Annotated in this window: 21 protein-coding genes; 14 read left to right on the forward strand and 7 right to left on the reverse strand. The window is 36.8% G+C overall.

What is annotated here, in order from left to right:
• Positions 1-32 precede the first annotated feature (32 nt).
• Genes ABIB40_RS16930 through ABIB40_RS16940 form a run of 3 tightly spaced genes read left to right on the forward strand, consistent with a single transcriptional unit; the run spans position 33 to position 3,930 of the window.
• Positions 33-2,405 (forward strand): TonB-dependent receptor, encoded by a 2,373-nt coding sequence (locus tag ABIB40_RS16930; protein ID WP_354360577.1) that lies wholly within the window; start codon positions 33-35, stop codon positions 2,403-2,405.
• A 2-nt stretch (positions 2,406-2,407) separates the two neighbouring features.
• Positions 2,408-3,418, forward strand: a complete 1,011-nt coding sequence (gene hemH / locus ABIB40_RS16935; protein WP_354360578.1) for a ferrochelatase — start codon at positions 2,408-2,410, stop codon at positions 3,416-3,418.
• A complete protein-coding gene (locus ABIB40_RS16940) occupies positions 3,418-3,930 on the forward strand; it encodes a gluconokinase (protein ID WP_354360579.1) in 513 nt (170 codons plus the stop codon). Before hemH ends, ABIB40_RS16940 begins: the two co-directional genes overlap by 1 nt.
• A 99-nt stretch (positions 3,931-4,029) precedes the next feature.
• Here the strand turns inward: ABIB40_RS16940 and ABIB40_RS16945 are convergent, their stop codons facing one another.
• Positions 4,030-5,265 (reverse strand): 3-deoxy-D-manno-octulosonic acid transferase, encoded by a 1,236-nt coding sequence (locus ABIB40_RS16945; protein ID WP_354360580.1) that lies wholly within the window; start codon positions 5,263-5,265, stop codon positions 4,030-4,032.
• Positions 5,266-5,324: 59 nt separating this feature from the next.
• On the opposite strand from ABIB40_RS16945, the gene ABIB40_RS16950 reads away from it, so the two are divergent.
• From ABIB40_RS16950 to ABIB40_RS16970, 5 genes are all read left to right on the forward strand, one after another.
• Positions 5,325-6,638: a UDP-glucose dehydrogenase family protein gene (locus ABIB40_RS16950; RefSeq protein WP_354360581.1), complete on the forward strand. Its 1,314-nt coding sequence runs from the start codon at positions 5,325-5,327 to the stop codon at positions 6,636-6,638.
• A gap of 624 nt (positions 6,639-7,262) precedes the next feature.
• Positions 7,263-8,294, forward strand: a complete 1,032-nt coding sequence (locus ABIB40_RS16955) for a UDP-glucuronic acid decarboxylase family protein (protein WP_354360582.1) — start codon at positions 7,263-7,265, stop codon at positions 8,292-8,294.
• A 1-nt stretch (position 8,295) separates the two neighbouring features.
• The gene (gene galE, locus ABIB40_RS16960; protein WP_354360583.1) at positions 8,296-9,318 is read left to right on the forward strand and encodes a UDP-glucose 4-epimerase GalE; all 1,023 of its coding nucleotides are present in this window, start codon (positions 8,296-8,298) and stop codon (positions 9,316-9,318) included.
• A gap of 255 nt (positions 9,319-9,573) precedes the next feature.
• Complete coding sequence (locus ABIB40_RS16965; RefSeq protein WP_354360584.1) at positions 9,574-10,557, forward strand: PDDEXK nuclease domain-containing protein; 984 nt, start codon at positions 9,574-9,576, stop codon at positions 10,555-10,557.
• Positions 10,558-10,666: 109 nt separating this feature from the next.
• Complete coding sequence (locus ABIB40_RS16970; protein ID WP_354360585.1) at positions 10,667-11,227, forward strand: hypothetical protein; 561 nt, start codon at positions 10,667-10,669, stop codon at positions 11,225-11,227.
• A gap of 353 nt (positions 11,228-11,580) precedes the next feature.
• Here the strand turns inward: ABIB40_RS16970 and ABIB40_RS16975 are convergent, their stop codons facing one another.
• Both ABIB40_RS16975 and ABIB40_RS16980 read right to left on the reverse strand, forming a co-directional pair.
• Entirely contained in the window at positions 11,581-12,810 is a 1,230-nt protein-coding gene (locus ABIB40_RS16975) for an ABC transporter permease (RefSeq protein WP_354360586.1), read from the reverse strand.
• Positions 12,811-13,008: 198 nt separating this feature from the next.
• Positions 13,009-13,362, reverse strand: coding sequence for a HesB/IscA family protein (locus ABIB40_RS16980; protein WP_354360587.1), 354 nt, complete (start codon positions 13,360-13,362; stop codon positions 13,009-13,011).
• 91 nt (positions 13,363-13,453) lie between these two features.
• On the opposite strand from ABIB40_RS16980, the gene ABIB40_RS16985 reads away from it, so the two are divergent.
• The 4 genes from ABIB40_RS16985 (at position 13,454) to ABIB40_RS17000 (ending at position 18,534) form a co-directional block, all read left to right on the forward strand.
• Positions 13,454-13,984, forward strand: coding sequence for a DUF7935 family protein (locus ABIB40_RS16985; RefSeq protein WP_354360588.1), 531 nt, complete (start codon positions 13,454-13,456; stop codon positions 13,982-13,984).
• A 168-nt stretch (positions 13,985-14,152) separates the two neighbouring features.
• Positions 14,153-15,700 (forward strand): acyl-CoA mutase large subunit family protein, encoded by a 1,548-nt coding sequence (locus ABIB40_RS16990; RefSeq protein WP_354360589.1) that lies wholly within the window; start codon positions 14,153-14,155, stop codon positions 15,698-15,700.
• Between the two features lie 194 nt (positions 15,701-15,894).
• On the forward strand, positions 15,895-17,325 hold the full coding sequence (gene dnaA, locus ABIB40_RS16995; protein ID WP_354360590.1) for a chromosomal replication initiator protein DnaA: 1,431 nt from the start codon (positions 15,895-15,897) through the stop codon (positions 17,323-17,325).
• A 183-nt stretch (positions 17,326-17,508) separates the two neighbouring features.
• Positions 17,509-18,534, forward strand: a complete 1,026-nt coding sequence (locus ABIB40_RS17000) for an alpha/beta hydrolase family protein (protein ID WP_354360591.1) — start codon at positions 17,509-17,511, stop codon at positions 18,532-18,534.
• Between the two features lie 232 nt (positions 18,535-18,766).
• Here ABIB40_RS17000 and ABIB40_RS17005 read toward each other — a convergent pair whose 3' ends face one another.
• The 3 genes from ABIB40_RS17005 to ABIB40_RS17015 all read right to left on the reverse strand — a co-directional run bounded on the left by ABIB40_RS17005 (position 18,767) and on the right by ABIB40_RS17015 (position 20,800).
• A complete protein-coding gene (locus tag ABIB40_RS17005) occupies positions 18,767-19,051 on the reverse strand; it encodes an addiction module antidote protein (protein WP_354360592.1) in 285 nt (94 codons plus the stop codon).
• Between the two features lie 647 nt (positions 19,052-19,698).
• On the reverse strand, positions 19,699-20,220 hold the full coding sequence (locus ABIB40_RS17010; protein WP_354360593.1) for a hypothetical protein: 522 nt from the start codon (positions 20,218-20,220) through the stop codon (positions 19,699-19,701).
• 58 nt (positions 20,221-20,278) lie between these two features.
• Positions 20,279-20,800, reverse strand: a complete 522-nt coding sequence (locus ABIB40_RS17015; protein WP_354360594.1) for a hypothetical protein — start codon at positions 20,798-20,800, stop codon at positions 20,279-20,281.
• Positions 20,801-21,159: 359 nt separating this feature from the next.
• Between ABIB40_RS17015 and ABIB40_RS17020 the strand changes: the two genes are divergently transcribed.
• On the forward strand, positions 21,160-23,385 hold the full coding sequence (locus ABIB40_RS17020; protein ID WP_354360595.1) for a DNA cytosine methyltransferase: 2,226 nt from the start codon (positions 21,160-21,162) through the stop codon (positions 23,383-23,385).
• A 3-nt stretch (positions 23,386-23,388) separates the two neighbouring features.
• Entirely contained in the window at positions 23,389-24,573 is a 1,185-nt protein-coding gene (locus ABIB40_RS17025) for an MvaI/BcnI family restriction endonuclease (RefSeq protein WP_354360596.1), read from the forward strand.
• Between the two features lie 405 nt (positions 24,574-24,978).
• On the opposite strand, the gene ABIB40_RS17030 is transcribed toward ABIB40_RS17025, so the two are convergent.
• Positions 24,979-25,863, reverse strand: a complete 885-nt coding sequence (locus ABIB40_RS17030) for a hypothetical protein (RefSeq protein ID WP_354360597.1) — start codon at positions 25,861-25,863, stop codon at positions 24,979-24,981.
• Between the last annotated feature and the right edge of the window lie 629 nt (positions 25,864-26,492).

Raw genomic sequence — 26,492 nt, forward strand, 5'->3', positions numbered from 1 at the left:
TAACTAACTTGGGGTCTATTTTCTTTTTCTTTATGGCTAAAAAGCTACTTCTCGTTATCGTTTTCTTTGCTGCTATCCAAGCTGCTTTTGCGCAAAGCGGAGAAATTAAAGGCAAAGTGACGGATGTGTATTCCAATCAGCCACTTGTTGGTGCAACCGTAAAAATTGAGAGCACTACAGTTGCCGGTAAAACAGATAGTTTAGGGAATTACACATTAAAAGATTTAAAGCCGGGCGTTTATAACGTAGTTTTTACTTTCTTAGGCTATAAAACAAAACCTGTTTTTGATGTTACGGTAACAAATGCCATTGCATCTAATTTAAATCTTGCACTAGAATCTGATAATAATCAGCTTGCAGAGGTAACGGTACAGAGGCAAAGGTTTTTAAAGCCAATAGAAAGTCCGTTGAGCTTGCGTACCATTGGGGCGACAGAAATTAAAAGAAATCCTGGTGGCAACAGAGACATATCAAAGGTAATCCAATCCTTGCCAGGCGTTTCTGTACCTGTTAGTTTTAGAAACGACATCATCATCCGCGGAGGCGCACCCAACGAAAATAGATTTTACTTAGATGGGGTAGAAATTCCGAACATCAATCACTTTAGTACCCAAGGCTCTTCTGGTGGCCCTATTGGTTTAATTAATGTAGATTTTATTAAAGAAGTAGATTTTTATTCGGGCGCTTTTCCAGCTTCGAGAGGAAATGCCTTGAGTTCGGTGTTCGAATTTAAGGAAACCGACGGAAATCCAGATAAAATAGCGGCATCTTTAACACTTGGCTCTAGCGATTTTGCCGCCGCAATAAATGGTCCGATTGGAAAAAAAACAACTTACATTGCCTCTTATCGACTTTCTTATCTGCAAGGTTTGTTTAAATTGTTGGGTTTGCCTTTTCTGCCGCAGTATCAAGATTTTCAGTTTAAGGTTAAAACTAAATTTAATAGCCATAACGAACTAACTATTCTTGGCCTAGGCGCATTAGATAAGTTCGAGCTAAACTTTAATACCGATCCAACAGAAGCAAATTTGTACAACCTTGCCAACTTGCCCAGAAATTCGCAAGACAATTATACCGTTGGCGCTGTTTATAAAAACTATCGTAAAAAAGGTTTTTCTACCGTTGTACTTAGCAGAAATTATTTAAACACAAGTGCGATTAAATATGAGAATAACAACGAAAGTAACTTACGTACTTTGGATTATTCCTCGCAAGAGACCGAAAATAAGTTCCGCATAGAAAACTCTTCTTTAGAAGGGAAATACAAAATAAGTTTTGGTGCGGGTATAGAAACGGGCAAATACCATTCAACCAATTTGGTTTACTATCCGGGGCAAACTTTCGATTATGCATCTACCTTGAATCTGTTAAAATATGGTGCCTTTTTACAGGTCAGCGCTCCATACCTCAATGATAAATTAGCTCTTTCTGCAGGTTTTAGAATAGATGGCAGCGATTACGCAAGCCAAATGCAAAACCCGTTAAAAACCTTTTCACCTAGACTATCTGCTTCTTATAACTTTACAGATAAAATTAGTTTCAATTTTAATACGGGCATTTACTATCAATTACCAGCTTATACCTTGTTGGGTTATAGAACCGGTACAGATGCTCCTTTGTTAAATAAATCGGTAAATTATATTCGGGCCACGCATGTTGTTGCAGGTTTAGAATACAACACACAAAAGAACACCAAATTTACGGTAGAAGGCTTTTATAAAAAGTATACAAATTATCCGCTGGTAGAAGTGTTTCAAGATAGTGTTCCACTCGCAAACCTTGGTGCAGATTTTGGCGTTGTAGGCAATAGTCCGGTAGTTGGCGAGACGGAGGGAAGAAGTTATGGCGTAGAATTTTTTGCGCAACAGCGCTTAAACAAGGGTTTTTATGGTATTTTTGCGTTAACGCTTTACAAAAGCGAGTTTAAAGACAAAAATCAAAATTATGTTCAATCTAGCTGGAACAATCGGTTTATTCTAAGCATGACGGCTGGAAAAATTCTGCCAAAAAACTGGGAGATTGGTGCCAAATTTAGATTTACCGGTGGCACGCCTTATACCCCATATAATATTTCTTATTCCTCGTTAAAGGTAAATTATGCTATTTTTCCTGCCGGGATTCCAGATTACAATAGGTTAAATGCAAACACGCTAAAAAGTTTCTATCAAATAGATTTTAGGGTAGATAAGAAATTTCCGTTTAAGAAATTTAATTTAAACCTTTATTTAGATATACAGAATTTAACCAATAACAAATACGAGTTGCAATCGCCACTTGTTTTAGATAGAGATGCAAGCGGAAATGCGCAAGACGCAATAGGAGACCCATCTCGATATAGAACAAAGCTGTTACAAGATCCAAGTGGAAATATTTTACCCTCCATTGGTATAATTTTTGAATTTTAATTATGAGCAAAAAAGGAATTTTATTGGTAAACCTCGGCACGCCAGACAGTGCTAATGTGCGAGATGTGAGAAAATATCTAGATCAGTTCTTAATGGACGAACGCGTAATAGATATTCCAAAAATTAATCGTACGCTCTTGGTTAAAGGCATTATTGTGCCATTCAGAAGTCCCAAAACGGCTAAATTATATCGAGAAATCTGGGATGAAAGCGGTTCCCCGCTTTTGTATAACAGCGTTAAACAAGCCAATATGTTGCAAGCCAAGCTTGGTGATGAATATCAAGTGGAACTGGCCATGCGATACCAAACGCCTTCGGTAGATTCGGCTTTGCAACGGCTTAAAGATAACTTGGTAGAAAGCATCCAAGTGATACCAATGTTTCCGCAATATGCTTCTGCAAGCACAGGTTCGGTAATGCAACTGGTTATGGAGCTTGTGTCTAAATGGCCAACAGTGCCGCCTATTTCGTTCGTAAACTCTTTTCACGACAATGAAAAGATGATTAAGATTTTTGCAGAAAATGGGCGGAAACATGGTCTGGAAAATTTTGACCATGTACTTTTCAGTTTTCATGGCTTGCCACAAAGGCAACTTAAAAAATGTGATCACACGGGTAACTACTGTTTAAAAACCGAAAATTGTTGCGATACGCTGAATGATAAAAACAAATATTGTTATTCGGCACAATGCCACCATACAGCAAAATTAATTGCAGAAGAACTTAAGTTAGACAAAGCAGATTATACGGTTTGCTATCAATCTCGGCTTGGCAAAGAGCCTTGGGTACAACCTTATACAACAGACACTTTAAAAAAGCTGGCATCAGAAGGAAAGAAAAAATTGTTGGTTTTTAGTCCGGCTTTTGTGGCCGATTGTTTGGAGACATTGTACGAAATAACTGTAGAGTACCACGAGGAATTTAGAGGCTTGGGAGGAGAAGGTGTGCAATTGGTAGAAAGTTTAAACGATAATCCACTATTTATAGATGCGTTACAAGAAATGATAAACTGATGGAAAAGGGCAAGCTAATTATCGTAATGGGCGTTTCGGGAAGTGGGAAGAGCGTTAAAGGTGAAGCACTTGCTAAGCAGCTAAATGCTCATTTTATAGATGGTGATGATCTGCATCCGCAGAGCAACATCGATAAAATGGCAGCTGGCATTCCCCTTACAGATGAAGATCGGTATGGATGGCTAAAATCTATTGCTAAGATTGGACATAAAGACTCAGAAAATGGCAACGTTTGCATCATTGCGTGTTCGGCATTAAAAAGAAAATATCGAGACATGCTGCGAGAAGATAATCCTAACATTTGCTTTGTTTTTTTATCGGGCGATTATAAACTTATTGCTAAACGCGTCGAAGCGAGGGCGCATCATTTTATGCATTTAGATATGCTAAAAAGCCAATTCGAAACGCTGGAAGTTCCTACTCCTGATGAAACGGATGTGATAACCGTGGGGACAGCTGCCCAAGTAGCCGAAATAGTGAAAGAAGTAGAGGCAAAATTATTGAAGATTTAAGTTTTTCATTTTGCCTGTAGTATTTATACAGAATCCATTAATTAATTATCGAAAATAATCAGTATAATATCTGTAATATAGGGTTTTAGCTTTCGGCTTTCAGCTTTCAGCCATTATAAAATCCACTATAGTTTTTGTTGCGCCTTTGTTTTTCGCCACGTAATCTTTCGCTGCGGCAGAGCACTCCTTATTTTTTGCAAAATGAGTAAATGCATGCGTTAGCTCAGCATTGTTGTCAATGCTTTTTGCTGCTCCTATAGCAATTAAATCTTTGGCTTCCTGAAACTTTTTGTATTTAGGCCCGAAGATAACAGGAAGACCAAAAGCTGCGGCTTCTAGTGTATTGTGTATCCCTGCACCAAATCCTCCTCCAATGTAGGCAATTTTACCGTATTGGTATAGCGAAGAAAGCATGCCAATGTTGTCGATAATTAAAACATTAATAACTGACTTTGATTTTTCTAACCTTGTTGGGTCAGCGCTAAGCACAGAAAATCGGATACTCGTTGCTGGGAATAAATGCTCTATGTTTGCAAGATGTTTTTCGTCAACCTCGTGCGGTACGATGATAAATTTCCAAGTTGGATATTTTTCTGGCAACGCCGATAAAATGCCCTCATCTTCTGGCCATGTGCTTCCGGCGATGCAAGTTGGACTACCCGCTAAAAAAAAATCGATGATAGGAAAGCGCTTTGGGGCAATGGCATTTTCAAAAACCCTGTCAAACCTTGTATCTCCGGCAAGTGTAACGTTATTAAGGTTAATGGATGATAATAAGGAAACACTTTCTTTATTCTGAACGAAAAAATGAGTTACGCATTTTAATATTTCTCGGTTAAAATTTCCATACCATCTAAAAAATGGTTGGTTATCTCTAAAAATAGAGGAGATTAAAAATAGTGGAACGCCTTTATGCTTCAACTCTGAAAAGTAAAAATGCCAAAATTCATATTTAGTAAAAATTGCGATGGAAGGATTTACGATTTCTATAAATTTTTTAGCATTTGATAAGGAGTCCATTGGTAAATAGAAGACTTTTACGCCTGGGTAGTTCTTCCTAATTTCGTAGCCCGAGGGAGAAAAAAAAGTAACGATAATTTCTTGTTCTTTGTAGTTGGATTTTACTTGTTCTAGTACGGTTCTTCCCTGCTCAAACTCTCCCAAAGATGCGAAGTGAAACCAAATTCTTTTTTTTTCTGTTGAAAGTGAACTATTTAATTTGGCAAATAGATTTTCGCGCCCTTTTATAAAAAGCTTTGCCTTTGCATTAAAGAGAGAAGTTACCCAAACGATAAAAAAATATAAATTAATCGTTATCGAGTATAAAAAAGTCATTCTGTATTTGTTATCTTCGCTGCAAAGTAAATTATTTTTCTCTTATAAATTTAGTCCCGATGAAAATAGCTGTAATTGGTACAGGTTACGTTGGTTTGGTTACCGGCACATGCTTGGCAGAAACAGGTAACAATGTTATCTGTGTAGATATTAATCAAGCAAAAGTTAAAAAGATGCAGGATGGGAAAATCCCTATCTACGAACCCGGCCTAGAGCAGCTTTTTCATAGAAACATAGAGCAAGGCAGGTTAACTTTTACCTCTGTACTTGCAGATGCCGTAAAAGAAGCGCAAATTATTTTTATGGCATTACCAACGCCCCCGGGCGGCGATGGCGCTGCAGACCTTTCTTACATTTTGGGTGCGGCAAAAGATGTAGCCAAAATTATTAAAGAATATAAGGTTATTGTAAACAAGTCTACTGTTCCAGTTGGCACTGCCGATAAGGTTTCTGCGGTTTTTAAAGAACATACAAATATAGAAGTAGATGTGGTTTCTAACCCAGAATTTTTAAGAGAAGGGGTTGCCGTAGATGATTTTATGAAGCCAGACCGCGTTGTTTTAGGGACAACCAGCGAGCGTGCCATTAAACTTATGGCCGAGCTTTATGGCCCTTATGTAAGGCAAGGTAATCCAATCTTGTTTATGGATGAACGTTCGTCTGAGCTAACAAAATATGCGGCGAACTCATTTCTGGCAACCAAAATTACGTTTATGAACGAAGTTGCAAATCTTTGTGAACTGGTAGGGGCGGATGTAGATTCAGTTAGGCGTGGCATTGGCTCTGATGCACGTATCGGCAAGCGTTTCCTTTTTCCCGGAATTGGTTATGGTGGATCTTGCTTTCCAAAAGATGTGCAGGCTTTGGTAAAATCTTCTGATGATTCTGAGTATGATTTTCAGGTGCTAAAATCTGTGATGGCCGTAAACGAAAGGCAAAAGACCATTTTGGTTGATAAAGTTTTAAAATATTTTAAAGGCAATGTAAAGGGCAAGCATTTTGCGCTTTGGGGTTTGTCTTTTAAACCAGAAACCGACGACATACGCGAGGCGCCAGCGCTTTATATCATAGATGCGCTGATAGAAAACGGAGCAACCATTACAGCATTTGATCCAGAGGGAATGGAAAATGTGCAGGCCTTGTTGGGCGATAAAATTGCTTATGCAAAAACGCAATACGAAGCATTAGAAAATTGCGATGCACTATTGATTGCTACAGAATGGTCGGTATTTAGAAATCCTGACTATGATAAAATGGAGGAAACGCTAAAGAATAAAGTTATTTTTGATGGTAGAAACCTTTATGATTTGCAAAAAATGATCGATTTAGGGTTTTACTACAACAGCGTTGGCAGGAAATTAATAACCTCCTAACTCCCAATGTCATTAACTTAAGAAAAAACCAATAAAATGGTGTCTTCCAGAGGTTTAATATATTTCATATAAATCAAAAATGACGTTTTTGTTTAAGCTCGCTATAGCCAGCCCGGTGGGATTGGCCTAGCAGCAGTTTGGAGGAAAAAACGCCTAAAGCTGCTTGCAGAAACCGGACACTTTTCAGCTACGAAGAGGATTCGCAGCCTTGCGCGGGAATAAGGCTGGGGGGAGGCCTCGAAGCATCGATGTAAAACAGCTTGGCGAGTTTTTACCCAAAGAGGTGCCAGCCTTGATTTTTTGTTACTTTTTTATCAAAAAAAAAGTAAGACGCCCCTCCGGCTAGGAGATCCTAAGGAAGAGTTGGCGGCCATTTTTTATAAGACTGAAGGAGGGAGTAATAAAAATGAGATATGATTTAATTAGCTGATAATAAATAACTTATGTAATAACGTCAGTGGTAGCGTGTCGAAGGACAACTATTTTGTAGGTTTTTGATTATTGAGAAGTCTTCGACAAGCTCAGACTGACAGTAATTTAGCTTAACTTTATGGCATTGAAATAAAGGGGTAACCGCGAGTTAGAGTTTTAATAAAGTAATAATTTTAAGAAAGGACATTATATATGAACGATGAAAATTCAAAGTCCCCTTCAAGGGATTTAGGGGTAGGGGCTAAGAGAATTTTAATTACAGGTGCTGCCGGCTTTTTAGGCTCGCACCTCTGCGATCGTTTTATTAAAGAAGGTTACCATGTTATTGGTATGGATAACCTGATAACAGGTGATTTAGCTAATATTGAACATTTATTTAAGTTAGAAAACTTCGAGTTTTATAACCACGATGTATCTAAGTTTGTTCACATTCCAGGCGAGCTAGATTACATTTTGCATTTTGCATCTCCAGCTAGTCCAATTGATTATCTTAAAATACCAATCCAAACACTCAAGGTAGGTTCTTTGGGCACGCACAATCTTTTAGGTCTTGCGAGAGCAAAAGGCTCAAGAATGCTGATCGCTTCCACTTCCGAGGTGTATGGAGATCCGAATGTAAACCCTCAGCCCGAAGAATATTGGGGCAATGTAAATCCAGTTGGACCTAGAGGAGTTTACGACGAAGCAAAGCGTTTTCAAGAAGCAATTACCATGGCTTATCATACCTTTCATGGTGTTGAAACGCGCATTGTTCGTATTTTTAATACTTACGGGCCGCGTATGCGTTTAAATGACGGCAGAGTTTTGCCAGCGTTTATAGGCCAAGCTTTGCGTGGCGAAGATTTGACCATTTTTGGAGATGGAAGCCAAACACGTTCGTTTTGTTATGTCGACGATTTAGTTGAAGGTATTTATCGCCTGCTAATGAGCGATTATGCTTCGCCCGTAAACATTGGCAATCCAGACGAGATTACCATTAAGCAGTTTTGCGAAGAAATTATAAAGCTTACGGGCACATCGCAAAAAATTGTATATAGAGAATTGCCACAAGATGACCCTAAGCAACGCAGACCAGATATAACGAAAGCAAGAGCTTTGTTAAAATGGGAGCCAAAAGTAAATAGGGCAGAAGGCTTAAAAATAACATACGCTTATTTTAAAAGCTTACCTACAGAAGCTCTAGAAAAGATTGATCATAAAGATTTTACCACTTTTAATAAATAATATGTCTAAAATTTTAGTTACAGGCGGCACTGGTTATATAGGCTCTCATACGGTTGTCGAATTGCACAATGCCGGATACGAGGTGATTATTGTAGATGATTTATCGAATTCTAAAATCGAGATTCTTGATCAATTGGAAAAGATTACTGGCAAGAGGTTCGACTTTGAGAAAATTGATTTACAAGATGCTACAGCGGTAGAAAATTTTGCAAAGGCAAATAAAGACATTAGCGGTATCATTCATTTTGCTGCTTTTAAAGCAGTTGGGGAATCAGTAGAACAACCCTTAAAATATTATAAGAATAATTTTTTTAGTTTAATAAACCTGTTGACCTCATTTAACAAGAAGATAAATTTTGTTTTTTCTTCATCTTGCACGGTTTACGGCCAACCAGATACGTTGCCTGTAACCGAATCTGCACCGGTTAAGCCAGCAGAGTCTCCTTATGGAAACACTAAGCAGGTGGCAGAAGAGATTCTGTTAGAAACAGCGTCGACTACGGATGGTTTAAAAGTTATCGCTTTGCGGTATTTTAACCCTGTTGGAGCGCACGAAACTGCACTTATTGGTGAATTGCCAATTGGTGTCCCCGCCAACTTGGTGCCCTTTATTACGCAGTCGGCGATTGGAAAACGAGGCCCAATTACGGTGTATGGCAATGATTATCCAACACCAGATGGCTCAGCCATTAGAGATTATATCCACGTGGTAGATTTGGCAAAGGCACATGTGGCTGCTATAAAGCGCCTAGACACTAATACAGATACCGATAGCTACGAAGTGTTTAACATCGGAACAGGAAAAGGCTCTTCTGTATTAGAAATTATTGCCGCTTTCGAAAACTCTACCGGCGTAAAGCTAAATTATACAGTAGGTAAAAGAAGAGGTGGAGATATTGTAGAGATTTATGGCGATGTATCTAAATCTAAAGAGGAACTTAACTGGAAAACAGAGTTAGATTTAAATGAAATGTTGCGCTCTGCTTGGGCCTGGGAAGAATACATTGGTAAAAATCCTTTCTAGGATTTATTGTTTTTGATTTATAAAGAGTGGTGCATTTACGCGACATTCGGAAATATAAACAAGGCGCTAAAGACGGACAGATAAACGCAGCTTGAAAAAAATAAGAAGGGTATCCTTTGCGCAAGCTACCAAAATGGGGCACATTTATTTTTTCTTAATTCGCTGGCAATGTTTGCCCGGTTCGGTTAAACGGATATAAGGTAATTTGTTGGTTTTTGATGGACAGAGGGTTTAAATAGCCGAAATGAAGGACGTATGGATGGAGAAAAATCACTTTTACTTCAATCAATCAAAGAAGTTATTTTAGAATCGCGTAAGCAGGTTTTCAGAATGGCCAATTCGGCTCTTTTGCAAACCTATTGGCAAATCGGCAAGTTAATTATAGAAGACGAGCAAGATGGCAATGAAAAAGCAATTTATGGAAAAGCTACGCTGAAAAACTTAGCCACCGAACTTACGATGGAGTTTGGCAAAGGTTTCGACGAACGAAACCTTAACAATATGAGGGCTTTTTTTAGGGCTTTCCCAATTTGGAACGCATTGCGTACCGAATTGAGCTGGACACATTATCGCTTGCTATGTAGGTTAGATACTGAGGCGAAGCGCAACTATTACCTGCAAGAAAGCATTTCTGCCAATTGGAACAGCAGAACACTTCAGCGCCAAATAAATAGCTTGGCTTTTGAAAGGGTACTTGAGCATAAAACCGAGTCTTCCGAAAAAAACACCATTCAAAATCTGATAAAAGACCCGTACATTTTTGAGTTTTTAGGATTGCAGCAAGATGTTAAAAACACAGAACGGAAAATTGAAACGGCCATTATTGATCATCTTCAGCACTTTTTGCTAGAGTTTGGGAATGGTTTTGCCTTTGTAGCCCGGCAGCAACATATAATAACAGACACCTCGGACTTTTACCTAGACCTTGTATTTTATAATTATCTACTTAAATGCTTCGTAATTATCGATTTAAAAACGGGGAATCTAAGCCACCAAGATGTTGGACAATTAGATATGTATGTGAGAATGTACGATGATCTTAAGCGAAATATAGACGACAATCCAACAATTGGCATGTTGCTGTGCAGCGAAAAGGATGAAACTATCGTAAAGTATTCAGTACTTAATGATAAGAATAGTCTTTTTGCCAGTAAATATCTACTGCACTTGCCCAAAGAAGAAGAATTGAAGCAGTTAGTAGAACAAGACCGCTTAAATTTTGATTTAGACAATAATTAAAACACTATGAATCTGAACGATTGAGATAAAAATCGTATTATTGAATTGGTTGAGGCATAATTCAAAATCTGCCCCTTCGTTAACTGCCCACCGCAAATAAATAAGTTTGATGAAGTTATCTGAACATAAGGATTTAAAAGAAGCAATTACTGCCTTGCCTGCAAAAGAAAAGGATAAGCTTTTGTTGCGCTTGGTTGCGAAAGATAAAATTTTAACGGAGCATTTGCATTTTAAGCTTTTAGAAACAGAATTAGATCTAGACGCTCGAAAAGAGGCGATACGACATGAAATTGAAAAAATTATCGATAATATTCAGCAGGTAAGTTACCGAGATGCCCTTTATTATCTACGGCATTTGACCGCAAGCATAAATCATTTTTTTAAAATCACCAAAGATGCTTTTGGTGAGGCAGAACTTAAATTACTGTTGCTGAATTCGATGCCACTTTCTTTTAATAGTCCGCATTATCGTGGAAAAGACTTTGGTTTTCAGTTTGCCGTTTATTTTGTAAAATCAACAGATGCAGTGGTAAAAAAGGTACAGAAACTGCACGAAGACCTGCAGTTTGATCTGGCAGAAGACGTAAACAAATTGCTAAATAAAATCCACGATTCGCACTTGGCAAAGGGTGCGGAGTACATTCAGCTGCCGAAAGAATTGGATAGTTAAATTTCTCGTTCAAGCTGCTCTAGCTTTCTTTTCAAATTAGAAAATTAAAGCAACAAGCAAATCGGCAGCAGCAGTCCCGCTTTACGCTGTAGCAGCTCATACTTCGCGGGCTGCCGCTTCAATCAGGTTTAACAACGCAATGCAGCTTAAGGAAACAAGGGTTGCAAAGCATATAAAAACTCCATAGGATTTATACAATTTGTAAGCGCTAACGATCGACACGGCATCCTTTTATCGGCTTTTTCTGCCAACAAAAGATACAGTGAAGAGCGTGTTAAAGCGCCCAAATACTGTTTAATTCATTAATAAAATTTATAGCTTTTAATTCGGTCGTATTTAGTCTATTGCGTTCCTTACTCGTACCTAAGCGCCTCAACCGGGTCTAGTCTCGAAGCTTTTTTGGCCGGATAGTAGCCAGAACCAATGCCTACAAATACGCATAACGCAAAGCCTCCCATTATAAAGAGCCATGGGATGATGAAGCTGCCACCCATGCTTAATGAGATGATGTTTCCTAGTACGATGCCGAGAAATATACCAAATGCGCCACCCATTAAGCAAATTACAACGGCCTCAATTAAAAATTGCCTGCGGATAACTTTTGGATTTGCACCAATTGCTTTTCTAATGCCAATTTCTCTGGTGCGCTCTGTTACGGAAACTAGCATGATGTTCATTAAACCTATAGAGGCGCCGATTAAAGTAATAATACCTATTGCAACACCTCCAATGGCCACGAATTTTAAGTTTTCGAATAGTGTTTGGGCGATCGCATCGCTCTTGGTAATTTCGAAATTGTTGCTGCCGGTAACAGAAACTTTTCTAATGTTTCTAAAAAGTGCTGTGGATTCGCCGATAACGGTTTCCATAATGTCGTTTCCGGGTACCATAACGGTAATGGTGTAAGACGGATTGGCATTGTCGTTAAGCTGTTTTGCCTTTAATAGAGGCACGTAAACCGCCCTGTCTCCACTAAAACCGATGCTTGATCCCTTGGTCTCGAGTACCCCAATAATTTTTAAACGGTTGTTGCCCACACTGATCAACTTATCTAGCGGGTCTTCGTGTTCGAATAATCTTTCTACTACTTCGTTTCCAACAATACAGACATTACTGCCCAGCCCGATTTCTGATAAGCTAAAATTTCTGCCGGCACTTAAATTTAAACCCTGAGATGCAAGGCCATTTTCGTCTATCCCCTGAACATTGATGTTTGGGTTCGTCTTTAAACTTCCGCTTTTTACGGTTGCGCCTCCACTGGCAAAAACGCTTACCGCAATTGTAGCAGGTGTTTTTTGTTCCTCTTTAAATTTTTGCGCGTCTTCGTAGGTGATCGATCGAAAAGGTTTTGGGCGTTTTCCTCTGCCTATTCTAATTCCCGTACCTCTGTTTCTAATGGTAAAAGAATTTGCACCCATACTGCTAAAGGCTTCTGTCATGCTTCTTTTTACCGCATCTAGCGTGGTTAGAATACCAACCAAAGCAGTCAGGCCAATGGCAATAATCAGCGCCGTGAGCATGGTTCTCAATCGGTTAGATTTTATAGATTGTATGGCCAGCCGAATGTTCTCTCTATAATTCATTTAATCGGGTAATAGATGTTGTGTCTGGTGTGCGTATGGAGTTAATTACTTATAATTTAGGCAAAATACATTCTTTAACTCGTTTTTTAAAGCTAAACGAACACATCTGGCGGAAATTTATTTTTCTTGGGTCGTTTCAAAAAAAAATCTCCATGTTATAGACAAGGAGATTGTACGTTATGTTACAAAAAACTTTAATTAAGCAGAAAAACTGGTTCCGCAACCGCAGGTACTAGTAGCATTTGGGTTTATAAAAGTAAAGCCTCTAGCGTTTAGGCCGTCTTGCCAATCAATCATCATACCCATTAAATACATTTGGTGCGCTTTGTTCATAAACACTTTTATCCCTTCTATAAAATATTCTTGATCACCTTCTTTTCTTTGATCGAAACCCAATATGTAGTTCATTCCAGAGCAGCCTCCGCCCTCTACGCCCACGCGCAAGCCATAATCTTCAGAAATTTCTTGCTGGTCTTTCAACTTGTTCAACTCTTTTGTAGCACCCTCAGAAAATGTTACGGGTGCGAATGTACTGTCTACGGCTGTGCTCATGGTATTTCTCTTTATCTCATACAAATATAAATAATAATGCACATTTTTGCCGATTGCATTCGTTAAATTACCGTAATAAAACATCAACATTATGATTGTCCCGTCTTTTTTAATAGAAATGATTACCTTATTTTTAGGGGTTTTTTTGGCGCTTTTGGCCATTTATGGCTTGGTTAGAAAGGATATTGTTCGTTTTCTATCTTTAAAAAATGTAGAGATGCACCAAGAAACCAGGGCGCACATATTACCTCTGCGTTTGCAGGCACACGAACGGTTAATTCTGTTTATAGACCGAATAAATCCAGCCAACATGTTGTTGCGTCTTCATCAACCCGGCATTAGCATCGCAGAATTGCAAGCGGCGGTTTTAACTGAGATTAGGTCTGAGTATCAGCATAACATTGCCCAGCAATTGTATGTGGGCGCAAGTACTTGGCAAGTGGTAAAAAAGCTAAAAGACGATACTATTGGCATGGTTAACAACGGTGCACAAGGTTTTGGTAAAGAAGCTACAGGCCTAGAATTAGCCAAGGCGATATTGGAACACATGGCAGGGATAGAAGAAAATCCATACGATTTGACCATCAGTTTGATAAAACAAGACATCCATCAGCTTTTTTAAAAAAAAATTGTTTGATCATCCTTATTGGCATTTACCCGAATGTTGATGATGTGGATTGGATGACTTGTTTTAGAAGTAATTCTTGAAAAGCGAAAAAAGAAGCGGTATCTTACAGAATTGATTTAATAGATACTTTGCATCACCATTTCTTAATCCAATTCTACATCAATGAGCAATTCTTCGCATAAAACGTCTTCGGGTATAGAAATTAAAACGCTTTACACTTCGGCAAAGCCGATGGAGGAGTTGCCGGGCGAGTTTCCCTTTACCAGAGGCGTTCAAAAAGACATGTATCGAGGTAGGTTATGGACCATGAGGCAATATGCTGGCTTTTCGACTGCAGAAGAATCTAACAAACGTTACCACTATTTATTAGCGCAAGGAACTACTGGGTTGTCTGTTGCGTTTGATCTTCCAACGCAAATTGGCTACGACAGCGACCATGAGATGTCGGCTGGCGAAGTTGGCAAGGTGGGTGTTGCAATAGACTCGTTAGAAGACATCGAAACGCTTTTTGGTGGGATTGCCTTGCAGGACATTACCACTTCTATGACGATTAATGCAACTGCGTCTATTTTGCTGGCCATGTACATTGCACTGGCGAAAAAACAAGGCGCAGATTTAAAGCAATTATCTGGTACTATCCAAAACGATATATTAAAAGAATACGCCGCAAGAGGAACTTATATTTATCCGCCTAAGCCCTCTATGCGCATTATTACCGATATTTTTGAGTTCTGCAGCAAGGAAATCCCTAAATGGAATACCATTTCAATTTCTGGTTACCACATTAGAGAAGCTGGTTCTACCGCAGTACAAGAGTTGGCTTTTACCTTAGCAAACGGCAAGGCGTATTTAAAGGCTGCAATTGGTAAAGGGTTAGATATAAATGTTTTTGCAAAGCGGTTGTCGTTTTTTTTTAATTGCCATAATAATTTTTTCGAAGAAATTGCAAAGTTTAGAGCTGCAAGGCGAATGTGGGCAAAAATAGCAACAGAGCTAGGTGCTACCGATCCTAAAGCACAGATGTTGCGCTTCCACACGCAAACAGGTGGTTCTACCCTGACGGCGCAACAACCATTAAATAATGTTATTAGGGTAACAAATCAGGCCATGGCAGCTGTGCTGGGCGGAACGCAGTCTCTGCATACCAATGGCTACGATGAGGCGCTTTCGCTACCTACAGAAGGTGCGGCGAAAATTGCTTTACGTACCCAACAAATTATTGCTTTTGAAAGTGGAGTTACAGAAACAGTAGATCCTTTGGCGGGCGCTTTTTTTGTAGAGAACCTAACCGACGAGGTAGAAAAAGCTGCCTGGCTTTATATAGATAAGATCGATGCTATGGGTGGCGCTGTAAATGCCATAGAGAATGAATACATGCAGGAGGAGATTGCTGCTTCGGCCTACACTTATCAAACCGAGATCGAAAATGGAGATAAGATTTCTGTAGGGGTGAATAAATTTACAGAAATGGAAACCGACCTTACCGAAGTTTTTAACGTTGGGGATGAGATAAGGAAAGTGCAAATAGAAAAGATAGAGAAACTAAAAGCACAAAGAGACAACATAAAAGTTTCTATTGCGTTAAAAAATATAGCGTTGGCAGCTGAATCCGACAAGAATTTAATGCCAGGTATTATAGATGCTGTAGAACAATACGCTACGCTAGGAGAGATAGCCGATGTACTTCGAAATTCGTTTGGCGAGTATTAAAGAAAGTAGCGAAATAAGTTATCCACACAAAAAATTAAGGTCAAGTAGGGTACGATGCTGCCTGTTAGTGCGTTACAATTTATTTCAAATTTTTGTTTAAAATGTTGATAATTTTGCCAATCTTCGAAGAGCGGAAAGGCAACACTATTTTAAGTGTTATGGGCACTGTAAACCAATAAACTATGAATCTCAGCATGGAAAAAACAAGTAATGACGTATGGAAAAACTGTCTTCAAATCATTAAGGACAATATCCCGACCCAAAGTTTTAAAACTTGGTTTGAGCCGATAAAAGCCCTTAAATTAGAAGGCAACATTTTAACCATACAAGTTCCTAGTTTATTTTTCTATGAATGGTTGGAAGAACATTACGTTGGCTTATTAAGAAAGACCGTAAAAAAGCAACTTGGCGATGCCGGTAGGTTAGAGTACAACATCGTGGTTGATAAATCATCGAACAGTGGTAGCCCGTACACTACAAATATGCCATCGAATGGAAATGGCGCAGAATCGAAAATGCAATCCATGCCCATTCCGGTTTCCATCAATAAAGACATCAGAAACCCCTTTATCATACCCGGTTTAAAGAAATTAAATGTAGACCCACAATTAAACGCCAATTATACTTTTGATAATTATATTGAGGGAGATTGCAATCGTTTAGCTAGGTCTGCGGGCTATGCAGTAGCCGCAAAACCCGGTGGTACTTCTTTTAATCCTTTAATGATTTACGGCGGCGTAGGTTTAGGTAAAACACATTTGGTGCAGGCCATTGGCAACGAGGTAAAACGCAACATGCCCGATAAGTTGATCATTTATGTGAGTTGCGAAAAGTTTTGCCAGCAGTTTGTAGATTCCCTTAAAAATAACACCATAAACGATTTTGTGAATTTTTACCAAGCCATGGACATCATTATTATGGACGATGTGCATAATTTTGCCGGCAAGGAAAAAACTCAAGATATTTTCTTCCATATCTTTAACCACTTGCACCAATCTGGCAAGCAGGTAATTCTAACTTCTGATAAACCACCAAAAGACTTGGTTGGGTTAGAAGAGCGTTTGTTAAGCAGGTTTAAATGGGGTCTTTCGGCAGATCTTCAAGTGCCAGATTTAGAAACTCGCGTAGCCATACTGCGTAAGAAAATGTATGCAGATGGAATAGAATTGCCAGAAGAAGTAGTAGAATATGTGGCACACAATATTGATAACAATGTGCGCGAGTTAGAAGGAGCGATGGTTTCTTTATTGGCTCAGGCAACTTTAAATAGAAAAGAAATAGATTTGGCGTTGGCAAAGCAAATGCTAAAGAACTTTATAAAGAACACCACCAAAGAAATTTCTATGGAGTACATCCAAAAATTGGTGTGCGAGTATTTTGAGGTTTCTATAGATATGGTTAAATCGCCAACCCGCAAACGCGAAATTGTACAAGCCAGACAGATTTCTATGTACCTTTCTAAAAGCCATACCAAATCTTCTTTAAAAACAATTGGTGCATTTTTTGGTGGAAGGGATCATAGTACGGTTATTTACGCATGCCAAACGGTAGAAGATTTAATAGATACCGATAAAAAGTTTAAAACTTACGTAAACGATATACAGAAGAAGTTGAAGATGAGTTAAGGGAAAGCTGAATGTTAGTGGGAAAAGCGTTCAACTTAGAATCATCTTTTATACCAGAAACTTATACCACAGAAAGGGCTCGATATTTACCGAGCCTTTTCTGTTAACTATCAATAAGGATTTTGAATTAATGCCAAAAATAATGTTAACTTTTATTACTTGAATCTACCATTTATTAATCCTATGAAATCACTTATTCTTTTCTTTCTTTTATTTCCTACGATAGTTTTTTGTCAAGATTTAGGAAAAGTTGACGGGCTGAATTCGAGGCATTTTCAACTTAAAGGGAAACAAGATACAATCAATTTTATACTGATTAACGATAGAATTGATACCGTTAAACCCCTTCTTATATTTTGCCAAGGCTCGACTCCAGTGCCTTTAGTTATTCAGTATGCCCAAGGTAGTAAGTTTATTCCAGCTCTTAGTGCCTTTAACTATCAGGAAATTGCTAAGAAATATCATCTAGTTATAATCTCAATGCCAAAAACGCCTTTCGAAGTCAAGATAGATAAGTTAAATAAGTTTTACAATTATGTTCCCGATACTGCAAAATCTGATTCATTAAGCAATGATTATCTAAAGAATAATTATTTAGATAATTATGTTTCAAGAGCGAAAAAGGTAATTAAATATCTCTATAGGCAGAAATGGATAAACAAGAAAAAAATAATAGTTGTAGGACATTCGCAAGGTGCCAAAGTAGCTTTGGAAATTGCTGTGAACAATAGGAAAATTTATAAAATAGGCTTTTTATGTGGAAATCCCTTTGGAAGACTTGACCAATATATTAGACTAGAAAGATACTTTTCCATTACTGGCAAAAAAACACCACAGGAAAGCCAAGCAATGATAGACAATTATTATAAAGTGTGGGAGGACGTCATAGCGCATCCAAAAGATCTGGAGGTGAAATATGGAGATCCCAGCATCACTTGGACAAGTTTTGACAAACCTTTGTTGGCGGATTTTTTAAAAATAAAGATTCCCATATACGTTGCTTATGGCACAGAAGATTTCCGTTCGGTAATGTGTGATTTATTGCCAATTTATTTTATTAGCGCTGGGAAAGAAAATTTAACAATGAAGCCTTATGTCGGATTAGAGCACAATTTTATGGAGTTAGATAAAAACAGGAATCCCATCGTTGAGAAAATGCACTGGCAAGAAGTAATAGATAACTTAACAACTTGGATAGAGGAAAAATAATGAGTTGGAGATGTTTCAAAAAGATATATACCGATAAAAAGTTTAAAACTTACGCAAACGATATCCAGAAGAAGTTGAAGATGAGTTAAGTGGGGGTTGAGGGTGGGATGTTGTGTTGACAACTGAAACTAGATTTTTAAAAATATAGAAAAAAGCATCGGTTTTAAATCGATGCTTTTTTGGTTATAATTATCGGTTGTATCGTGTCTCACAGTTGCCTCTATAAGGTGTTTTATGCGGTTATTGGATTTACTTTTAGTTGTCCGCCAATAGCTTTTAATACTTTCCTAACGGTTGAAAATTGTGGTTTGGCTCCATCAGATAATGCTTTATATAGACTTGGTCTACTCATTCCGGTTTCTTGCGCTATTTTGGTCATACCAATTGCCTTAGCAATATATCCAATCGCAGTTACAATTTCAGTATCATTCCCTTCTTCCATAACCGCATTTAGATATTCGGCAATCATCTCGTTGCTGTCTAAATAGTCTGCTATATCAAATTTTGAAGTTTCCATTTTTATTTTTTTAGTTTATTCCAAATTTCTTTCGCTTTTTCGATGTTTTGTTGTTGGCTAGATTTGTTTCCACCAATTAGCAGAATAATAATCTTTCCGTCAGTCTCTTTGAAATAAATTCTGCAACCTTTTGCATAATTTATTTCAGTTCACTAATTCCATTCCCAACTGGTTTACAATCGCCAGAATGTTCTTCATTTTATAATTTTTGAAGTCTAAACAAAATTTTCGCTTTCGCTCTTATTCATTCAGTTTCTTAAACCACTTATCAAATTCTGTTGACTTTTCAATAAAGTACATTCGTTTATATGTATTCGTTCGGATACAATATTATGGAAAATATTTTGACATCACAAATTTCGTCTGGAGAATTTCGTTGGCAAAATGCCTTGTAGCGGTTCGAAATTTCGTGCAGAAATGGCATTGCTTGCAGAACCATTGTCGTAACGCACTAGACTAAACAATTAACAGATGATTTAACATAAACCACTGTCAGCCATTTTTGCGCAAATTTGCTGTTACCAGTTCGGCTTTGATTATTGATTTACCTTTTCCATATAAAAAGTAGATCGTTCTTTATAGACAAAAGGTCCAAAAATAAGATATTTACGTCTCGTTCCTTCCGGTTTATTACCACTTGCCTTTACTTAAAATTTAGCAGTTTTTGTAATTAGTTTATTATTCTTTATTTCGTAAAGCTTATTGTCATTGTAAAATAAAGTATCTGGTCTCCAACCCGTTTCTGGTTCGATTAGCAGTTCATATTTACCACCAGTCTGTGCCTTTACATTTATTTGATTGACGTTGCAACAAGTGTCGGTCATATTGTATTTGTATGCTAAATATATTGTGTCATTTAGTCTTTTATAAGTTCCGCAAGCAATGTCGTGTTGCAGGTGAATACCTATTTCAAAAGTAAAAGTAAAATCGGCTCTGAAGTCTAGGTATTTAGTTCCGTATGATTTATCCACAAATTTTCCTACAATATCTTTCTGTGCCAAAGTCATTGTCGGGAGCAGGATGAGTGTGATTATAGTAGATATTTTCATTAAGCTTGCTGGTAACGTTTTGGAAATTTGTGCAGAAATGGCATTGCTTGCAGAACCATTATCGTACCGCACTAAAGTAAGTAAATAACTGATGAATTGACGTAAACCACTGTCGGCCATTTTTGAGCAAATTTACTGTTACCGGCTGGCCTTTTTTATATATCGAGAAATATGGTCATTATTTATTTTTGCTTTTCGCTTTAGAAACAAGTTTCAGTGAGTTGATGTAGTCTGTGTCAAATTCAATTTCGCTAATGCTGTCAGTTCTAAATTTCATTTTTCCTTTCCATATTCCTTTTGGGCTTAGGTCGTCCATTATAAGTTCTTTCTTGTTTATTGATTTATGTCTTCCCAAATAACAAGCGGTTTCTGATTTTAAGTAAACCTGAAAAACACTAAAATTGTCAGTTAGATATTTCAAAATGGTTTCAAGGTCGATTAGCGGAATAATGTCTTTTTCAGTACATTGGAGTCCTTTGAGGCTAATCACTTTTTCTCTCCATTTTTCGTCGGTGTCTCTGCGAAAACCTTCAATGTTTTTATTTCGGAAAATAATGTAACCGTCTATAACATAGTCAACAGGATTAGATTTCATCAAAGTCCAATCGTCATTATAGTCAACGACATAACCATAAATGGGCGTTTTTCTGTCTTTGAATTTCACAGATATTAATTGTCCAATATATTTTTTCTTTTTCACTTAGGTTGTTGTTTTGTCGTCTGTTAGGCTTGCTGGTAACGGTTTCGGGCTTTGTATTGTTTGGGCGTTAACCAGAGAACAAATTAGAAAGAAATGAATTAACATACAAGCACTACGGAAGTTAATTGCACTTCAGCCTAAATAAGACAAAACCCGTGTTATAGGCATACCCCTTCTTTTGTCGTTCGATTTTTTGAGCGTTGGAAAAGTAAGCGTTTTTGCAATTTTGGGATTGTGTTGTTGACTTGTGCGAATTGCAAATGTGCTTGCTTTAGTGTCGGCATTAAAAAGTTCAAGTTTTTCTTGTCAATTTGAAATTTGTCCGTAAGTTTGTCCGTGTCCGTAAAAATGTCCGCAATATGGTAAACGTCAAATTTTATTTAGATAAGGCTGATAAGTCTAAGCACTTTCCAATTCATTTAGTTTTAAGGCAAAAAGATGTCCAAGTCAAGGTTTCAACTGGAGAGAAGGTTTTGAAAAAAGATTGGGATGCTAAAAGTCAGAATGTCAAGGAAACTGAATATACTCATAAGAGTATTAATAAATTTTTAACTTTTTTAAAGCAAGAGGTTGAAAAACATTTTGCGTCTGCACCGCATAGTCAGTTTACCGATGTAAAAGTTAAAGAAAAGATTTTGTCGTTGGTTAATAGTCGCAGACATAATACTGATGTTTCTATGGTTTGCGAGGATGCACCAGAATACCAAAAAATGCAGAAAATTAAATTTTTGGATTTATTCGCTGGTGCAGGTGGTTTCAGTGAGGGTTTTTTGCAAGCAGAATATGGAAACAAGTTCTATGATTTTCGTTTGGGAAGCGATATAAATGAGAATTGCGAATTGACGCATTTGGCTCGTTATAATTACCAATTGGGAATGGATGCAGAATTTTTGCGTCAGGATATTACCGAACCTGATTTTATAGATAACCTTTTGAAAAAAGTTAAAAGTCAAACCATTGATGTTGTTTGTGGTGGTCCGCCTTGTCAAAGTTTTAGTTTGGCTGGAAAACGTAAAAAGTTTGATAAAAAAGATGATTTGTTTGCCCACTACTTGAACGTTATTAAAATGCTCCGTCCTAAATATTTCGTGATGGAAAACGTTAAAGGTATTTTGACAAAAGAAGCTGGTAAAATTAAAGAAATGATTTTACAAGAAATACGTTCAATTATTGATTTAAAAGAGTTTCATCAGTTAATTTATTTTGTAGCTAATCTTAAAAAATCACGCTCTGAAAATCAATTTATTCTTGATTGTTATTTACAACGATTGAATTTTGAAAAAGCAATTGACAAAGAATTAGATACTATTCGGGAGACTTACATTCAGAATATTGAAAATAAATTTCGAGTTCTAGCTCCAAAAATAGCTGATTACAAAACCAGTAAAACTGATATTAATTTCGCCACTATTCGTCACGGATTTAATATGTTGAAAAGAGCTAAGGAATTGGCGTACATAAGAAAAAAAGTAATTCAAGAGAAAAATCACAATGATTTAGATAACGATTTTTTTGCGCCAAAGTTTGATGATTTTTTAGTTTCAATTGAGCCAAACAATATTATTGAAGAAATACATAATTCCTTTCAGAAACTTAACCCTTCAGATTTATTTAGAAATGAAATTGCTGATATTATTTTGGCTTTAGAAATTTACAATTATTCGTTTGATGAATGCGTTCAAGATTTAACAGAAATTGCAAATAATCAAAAATCTGTCGATGAATTAAACGAAATTCTTGCCCAAATTCGCCTGTACAATATCGACCAACCTTTTGTGGCATTAGCTTCGAATTATGGCGTTCCCCAAAATCGAGAAAGAGTTTTGTTTATTGGTTGTCGTAAAGACCAAAAATTGATTAAAACGGTTCCGGCAACCGTTTCGCCAAATGAAAAAGTTACAGTTTTTGAAGCGCTGTATGATTTAGATTTCATTGGAAATGATGATGAAAAATATAATTATGAAAGCATTGATTTGAAAGCAAAATACAACGGAACGACAGAGCAAATGAAAGCCTTGTTAAAAAAACGTTCAATTGATGGGAAACCTAACGCCAAAAGTGGTTTGACATATGCTGAATGGTCAAAGAAAGGAAGATTAAACGGACGTTTTTCTAATGCAAAAAATCCGTTTTATGTGCGCAATTCGGAGGAGTTGGAGAATGTTTTAACACACGTTGTTGCACCACTACAAAACCATAAAACGAGTAAGCAAAACAATGATGTGGTAAAACGATTGGATGTAATTCTTAATGCAGGAAACTATAATGAAGCAAAAGAAGAATTAAAGAGAATAGGGCTTACTTCTGAAAAAAGAAATTATAATGTTTTAAAAGCAGAGGGGCCGTCATCTACTATTATGACTATTCCTGATGATTATGTTCATTACGCAAGTCCAAGAGCTTTAACCGTTCGTGAAATGGCTCGTTTGCAGTCATTTGATGATAGTTTCGTTTTTCAAGGAAAGCGTTCTACTGGCGGGAATAAAAGAAAATTTGAAGTCCCACAATTTACTTTGGTTGGTAATGCTGTACCTCCTTTGATGGCGAGAGCAGTGGCTTTAGAAATTTTAAAAAATATTGATTAAAAGATGAGGCAATTAACTAAAGTAGAAATAGAACGAATAAAACTTTTAACGGAGAAATCGGTTGAAGTGACCTTGATTGAACCGACTGTTACAGGTCTTGGAAAATCTATTATGGATGCAACTGGTTCTGTTCGTTCTTTTTTGAAAGATAAAAATATTCACGACTACGAACTTCAAAATCAAGGTCAAGAAAGTAAGGTTCTAATAAACTCATATTTGATTACTTCCGATGGTTTGATAAATTCCTCGGCTTCGTTGTACCGACCGAATACTAAAAAAGGCGACCCAAGAATTTGGTTTAAAGGTTTGGGTGCTTACTCAAAAGCAAATGATATTTTAGGAATTATTTCTTATGAAAATGATTTGTATGTTGTTAATGTTACGCAACTCGATTTTGAAAGTCTGATTAATGTTTTGGAAAATAATCCTTTGAAAGAATTGGTTAATGAAATCAATTCGTTGTCGAGAAAAGTCGCTGACGAATTATTGATTTTGTTTAGAGAAATAAGTTTACGAGGGGCAATCCCCGCAATGTTACAAGCAGACACTGCAATTGGTAGAACTCTAGAAACACTTTTAGGAATTAACATCAATTCGTCAAAACAGCCAGATTATAAAGGTATTGAGTTGAAAGCGTTTCGGGATAAAAGAGGCAACCGAAAGAATTTATTTGCACAAGTTCCAGATTGGTCAGCAAGTAAATTTAAAAGTTCTTCGGAAATTTTGAATGAGTTTGGATATAATCGTGGCGAGGATTTTAAACTGTATTGTACGGTTTCTGCAATAGTTCGTAATTCTCAAGGTTTGAAATTGAAATTAGACACCAATGTCAGACAATTAATTGAAAATTCTGATAAATATTCCGTTGGCGATTTTGTAGCTTGGGGATTAGAAACCTTACACAAACGTTTACTTGAAAAGCACAATGAAACATTTTGGGTAGCAACAGATACTTTGATGATTGACAATAAAGAACATTTTATTTACAAGTCAGTTGAGCATACGAAAAAACCGATTGTGTCACCGTTCGATATTCTTTTGGAGCAAGGAATTATTACACTTGACCACTTAATAAAAAGAACAGTAGTAGGAAAGGTAGTCGAGAAAGGGCCATTGTTTAAGATTAAGCCAAATGCATTAAATTTATTATTTCCACCAAGTCAGTCCTACAATTTGTTACCCAAGTAAGGTCGAGCGTTGGGAAGATTGAAGCTCTTTTGGTTTTTTTGTGTCGGATTTGTGCAGTGGAAAAACCAAATGTGCTTAAATGTGCGGTTGGTTTCAGGGGTTGCCTATAACGTTTTGAAAATTTGTGCAGAAATGGCATTACTTGCAGAACCATTGTCGTATCGCACTAAATTAAATAAGTAACTGATGAATGAACATAAACCACCGTCAGCCATTTTTGCACAAATTTGTTGTTAGGTGTTGGCGTATTTTTTCTTTCGTTGGTTTATTTAATCGTTTTCTATTTCAATTCGTTAAATCTTTAAAAACTATGTCCAATTTCTGTCTTTTAGTTTACCTCTAAAAATCGAAAGAAAGTTCGTTCCTTTACAAAGTTTAGGGGCTTAAAACAGTTTAAATTTTCGATTATTCTGAAAGACCACTGGAATTTAAGTTACCTAACGTTACAAGGAATTTTACAAAGTCTTTTCCTCTTGAACCAAACGATACTTGAAAATGAGCACTGTAAATAGATAAAATATCGGTTTTAGATTTGATTTCGCCTATTTTAAGAATATCTAATCGCTTAATGTTATTACTTGTTTTTCCAAAAAGAATAGATTTATAAGACTCCTTATTGAACTTATCCTTAAAAATGGGTATAGTAGGGAAGTCTTTTTCAGCTTCAAACAGTTGGCAAGTTTCAATGCTGTTTAACTCGGAGTTAAACCAAATAATGGTATTGTCATCAATTAGAAACCTATTCAATTTATCTTTTGACATTATTCTAGCACAATTAATAATTGCTGGACCATAATGATTTTTTTTATAGCAATACACATTGTCATACGTTAAAGAGTACCTTAAACTGATTTCGCCAACAAGATTATGTAAGTCAGAATGAATTTGATTTCCACTATTATAGCGAACAATATTCGCCTGAAAGTATATTGCAAAAATTACTGCTTCAATTGGTGTATCAAAAATCTGAAACCCACCGTCGCCTGTATCTATAAATCTATTTTCAAAATCCGCTAAATTTTTATATTCTAAAAAGAATTGCTCATTTTTAAGACAATTTTTTATTGAGATATGATATAACTTCTTAAATAAGTGTGGGATTAGTGTTTGTCTTAGAGAATCAAACTGACTATATCGATAAATGTCAAATCCTAAAACTGCTTTCTTTTTGATATGTGTATTTAGAAAATCCTCAATATTGTCCGTTCTTATCGGTTTATCTAATTTTAACTGCTCTGAAACTGATTCTTTAAGAATTTCATCTAATTCTTTTTCGGTTAGCTCTGTCATATTTTTCTTTTGTTACTAATTGTAGCTATTGCTAAGTGTTGTTTTATCTTTTCTCTCGTTGCGAAATTCAATCATTTTGTGGTTCAGTTCGGTCGGTATTAAAAAATGTATTTCGTTTTGGTCTTTCCAATTTGTTTCTAAAAGCAAAAAAAATCGGTCGGTAAAGCGTTCTGGTCGGTTTAAAACTCAAATAAAATTGTCGTTCAACTTAACAATTTGGTCGAGCATTTCGTTAGGTCTGAAACTTGTTTTTTAAAGCTTTAAATTCTATTTCGATTTCCGTTCTGTTCGGTTTTACGTTCGTTTTAATTTGGTCTTTGTTCAATTTCTTAAATGCTTTTTCCGTCGGTTCAAATTTGTCAGTTTGCAGAGCTAGAAATTTCCTTAACTGATGAATTTTGTTCGGGGAACGCTTACACCTAACGTTTTGAAAATTTGCGCAGAAATGGCATTGCTTGCAGAACCATTGTCGCACCGCACTAAATTAAATAAATAAAGATGAATTAACGTAAACCACCGTCAGCCGTTTTTGTGCAAATTTGCTGTTATAAGCTGTTTTTATTATCATCAATAATCTGGAAACCTAAATTTATAAAATTAGTAATCCTCGAAACTTTGGCATCCTTATT

This window comes from Pedobacter sp. UYP30, from assembly GCF_040547165.1.
Classification (GTDB): Bacteria; Bacteroidota; Bacteroidia; order Sphingobacteriales; family Sphingobacteriaceae; genus Pedobacter.

Bases quoted from the DNA above. Each gene is read 5' to 3' on its own strand.
- ABIB40_RS16930 (WP_354360577.1), top strand. From the start codon at position 33: ATGGCTAAAAAGCTACTTCTCGTTATCGTTTTCTTTGCTGCTATCCAA.
- hemH (WP_354360578.1), top strand. From the start codon at position 2,408: ATGAGCAAAAAAGGAATTTTATTGGTAAACCTCGGCACGCCAGACAGT.
- ABIB40_RS16940 (WP_354360579.1), top strand. From the start codon at position 3,418: ATGGAAAAGGGCAAGCTAATTATCGTAATGGGCGTTTCGGGAAGTGGG.
- ABIB40_RS16945 (WP_354360580.1), bottom strand. From the start codon at position 5,265: ATGACTTTTTTATACTCGATAACGATTAATTTATATTTTTTTATCGTT.
- ABIB40_RS16950 (WP_354360581.1), top strand. From the start codon at position 5,325: ATGAAAATAGCTGTAATTGGTACAGGTTACGTTGGTTTGGTTACCGGC.
- ABIB40_RS16955 (WP_354360582.1), top strand. From the start codon at position 7,263: ATGAACGATGAAAATTCAAAGTCCCCTTCAAGGGATTTAGGGGTAGGG.
- galE (WP_354360583.1), top strand. From the start codon at position 8,296: ATGTCTAAAATTTTAGTTACAGGCGGCACTGGTTATATAGGCTCTCAT.
- ABIB40_RS16965 (WP_354360584.1), top strand. From the start codon at position 9,574: ATGGATGGAGAAAAATCACTTTTACTTCAATCAATCAAAGAAGTTATT.
- ABIB40_RS16970 (WP_354360585.1), top strand. From the start codon at position 10,667: ATGAAGTTATCTGAACATAAGGATTTAAAAGAAGCAATTACTGCCTTG.
- ABIB40_RS16975 (WP_354360586.1), bottom strand. From the start codon at position 12,810: ATGAATTATAGAGAGAACATTCGGCTGGCCATACAATCTATAAAATCT.
- ABIB40_RS16980 (WP_354360587.1), bottom strand. From the start codon at position 13,362: ATGAGCACAGCCGTAGACAGTACATTCGCACCCGTAACATTTTCTGAG.
- ABIB40_RS16985 (WP_354360588.1), top strand. From the start codon at position 13,454: ATGATTGTCCCGTCTTTTTTAATAGAAATGATTACCTTATTTTTAGGG.
- ABIB40_RS16990 (WP_354360589.1), top strand. From the start codon at position 14,153: ATGAGCAATTCTTCGCATAAAACGTCTTCGGGTATAGAAATTAAAACG.
- dnaA (WP_354360590.1), top strand. From the start codon at position 15,895: ATGGAAAAAACAAGTAATGACGTATGGAAAAACTGTCTTCAAATCATT.
- ABIB40_RS17000 (WP_354360591.1), top strand. From the start codon at position 17,509: ATGAAATCACTTATTCTTTTCTTTCTTTTATTTCCTACGATAGTTTTT.
- ABIB40_RS17005 (WP_354360592.1), bottom strand. From the start codon at position 19,051: ATGGAAACTTCAAAATTTGATATAGCAGACTATTTAGACAGCAACGAG.
- ABIB40_RS17010 (WP_354360593.1), bottom strand. From the start codon at position 20,220: ATGGCCGACAGTGGTTTACGTCAATTCATCAGTTATTTACTTACTTTA.
- ABIB40_RS17020 (WP_354360595.1), top strand. From the start codon at position 21,160: ATGGTAAACGTCAAATTTTATTTAGATAAGGCTGATAAGTCTAAGCAC.
- ABIB40_RS17025 (WP_354360596.1), top strand. From the start codon at position 23,389: ATGAGGCAATTAACTAAAGTAGAAATAGAACGAATAAAACTTTTAACG.
- ABIB40_RS17030 (WP_354360597.1), bottom strand. From the start codon at position 25,863: ATGACAGAGCTAACCGAAAAAGAATTAGATGAAATTCTTAAAGAATCA.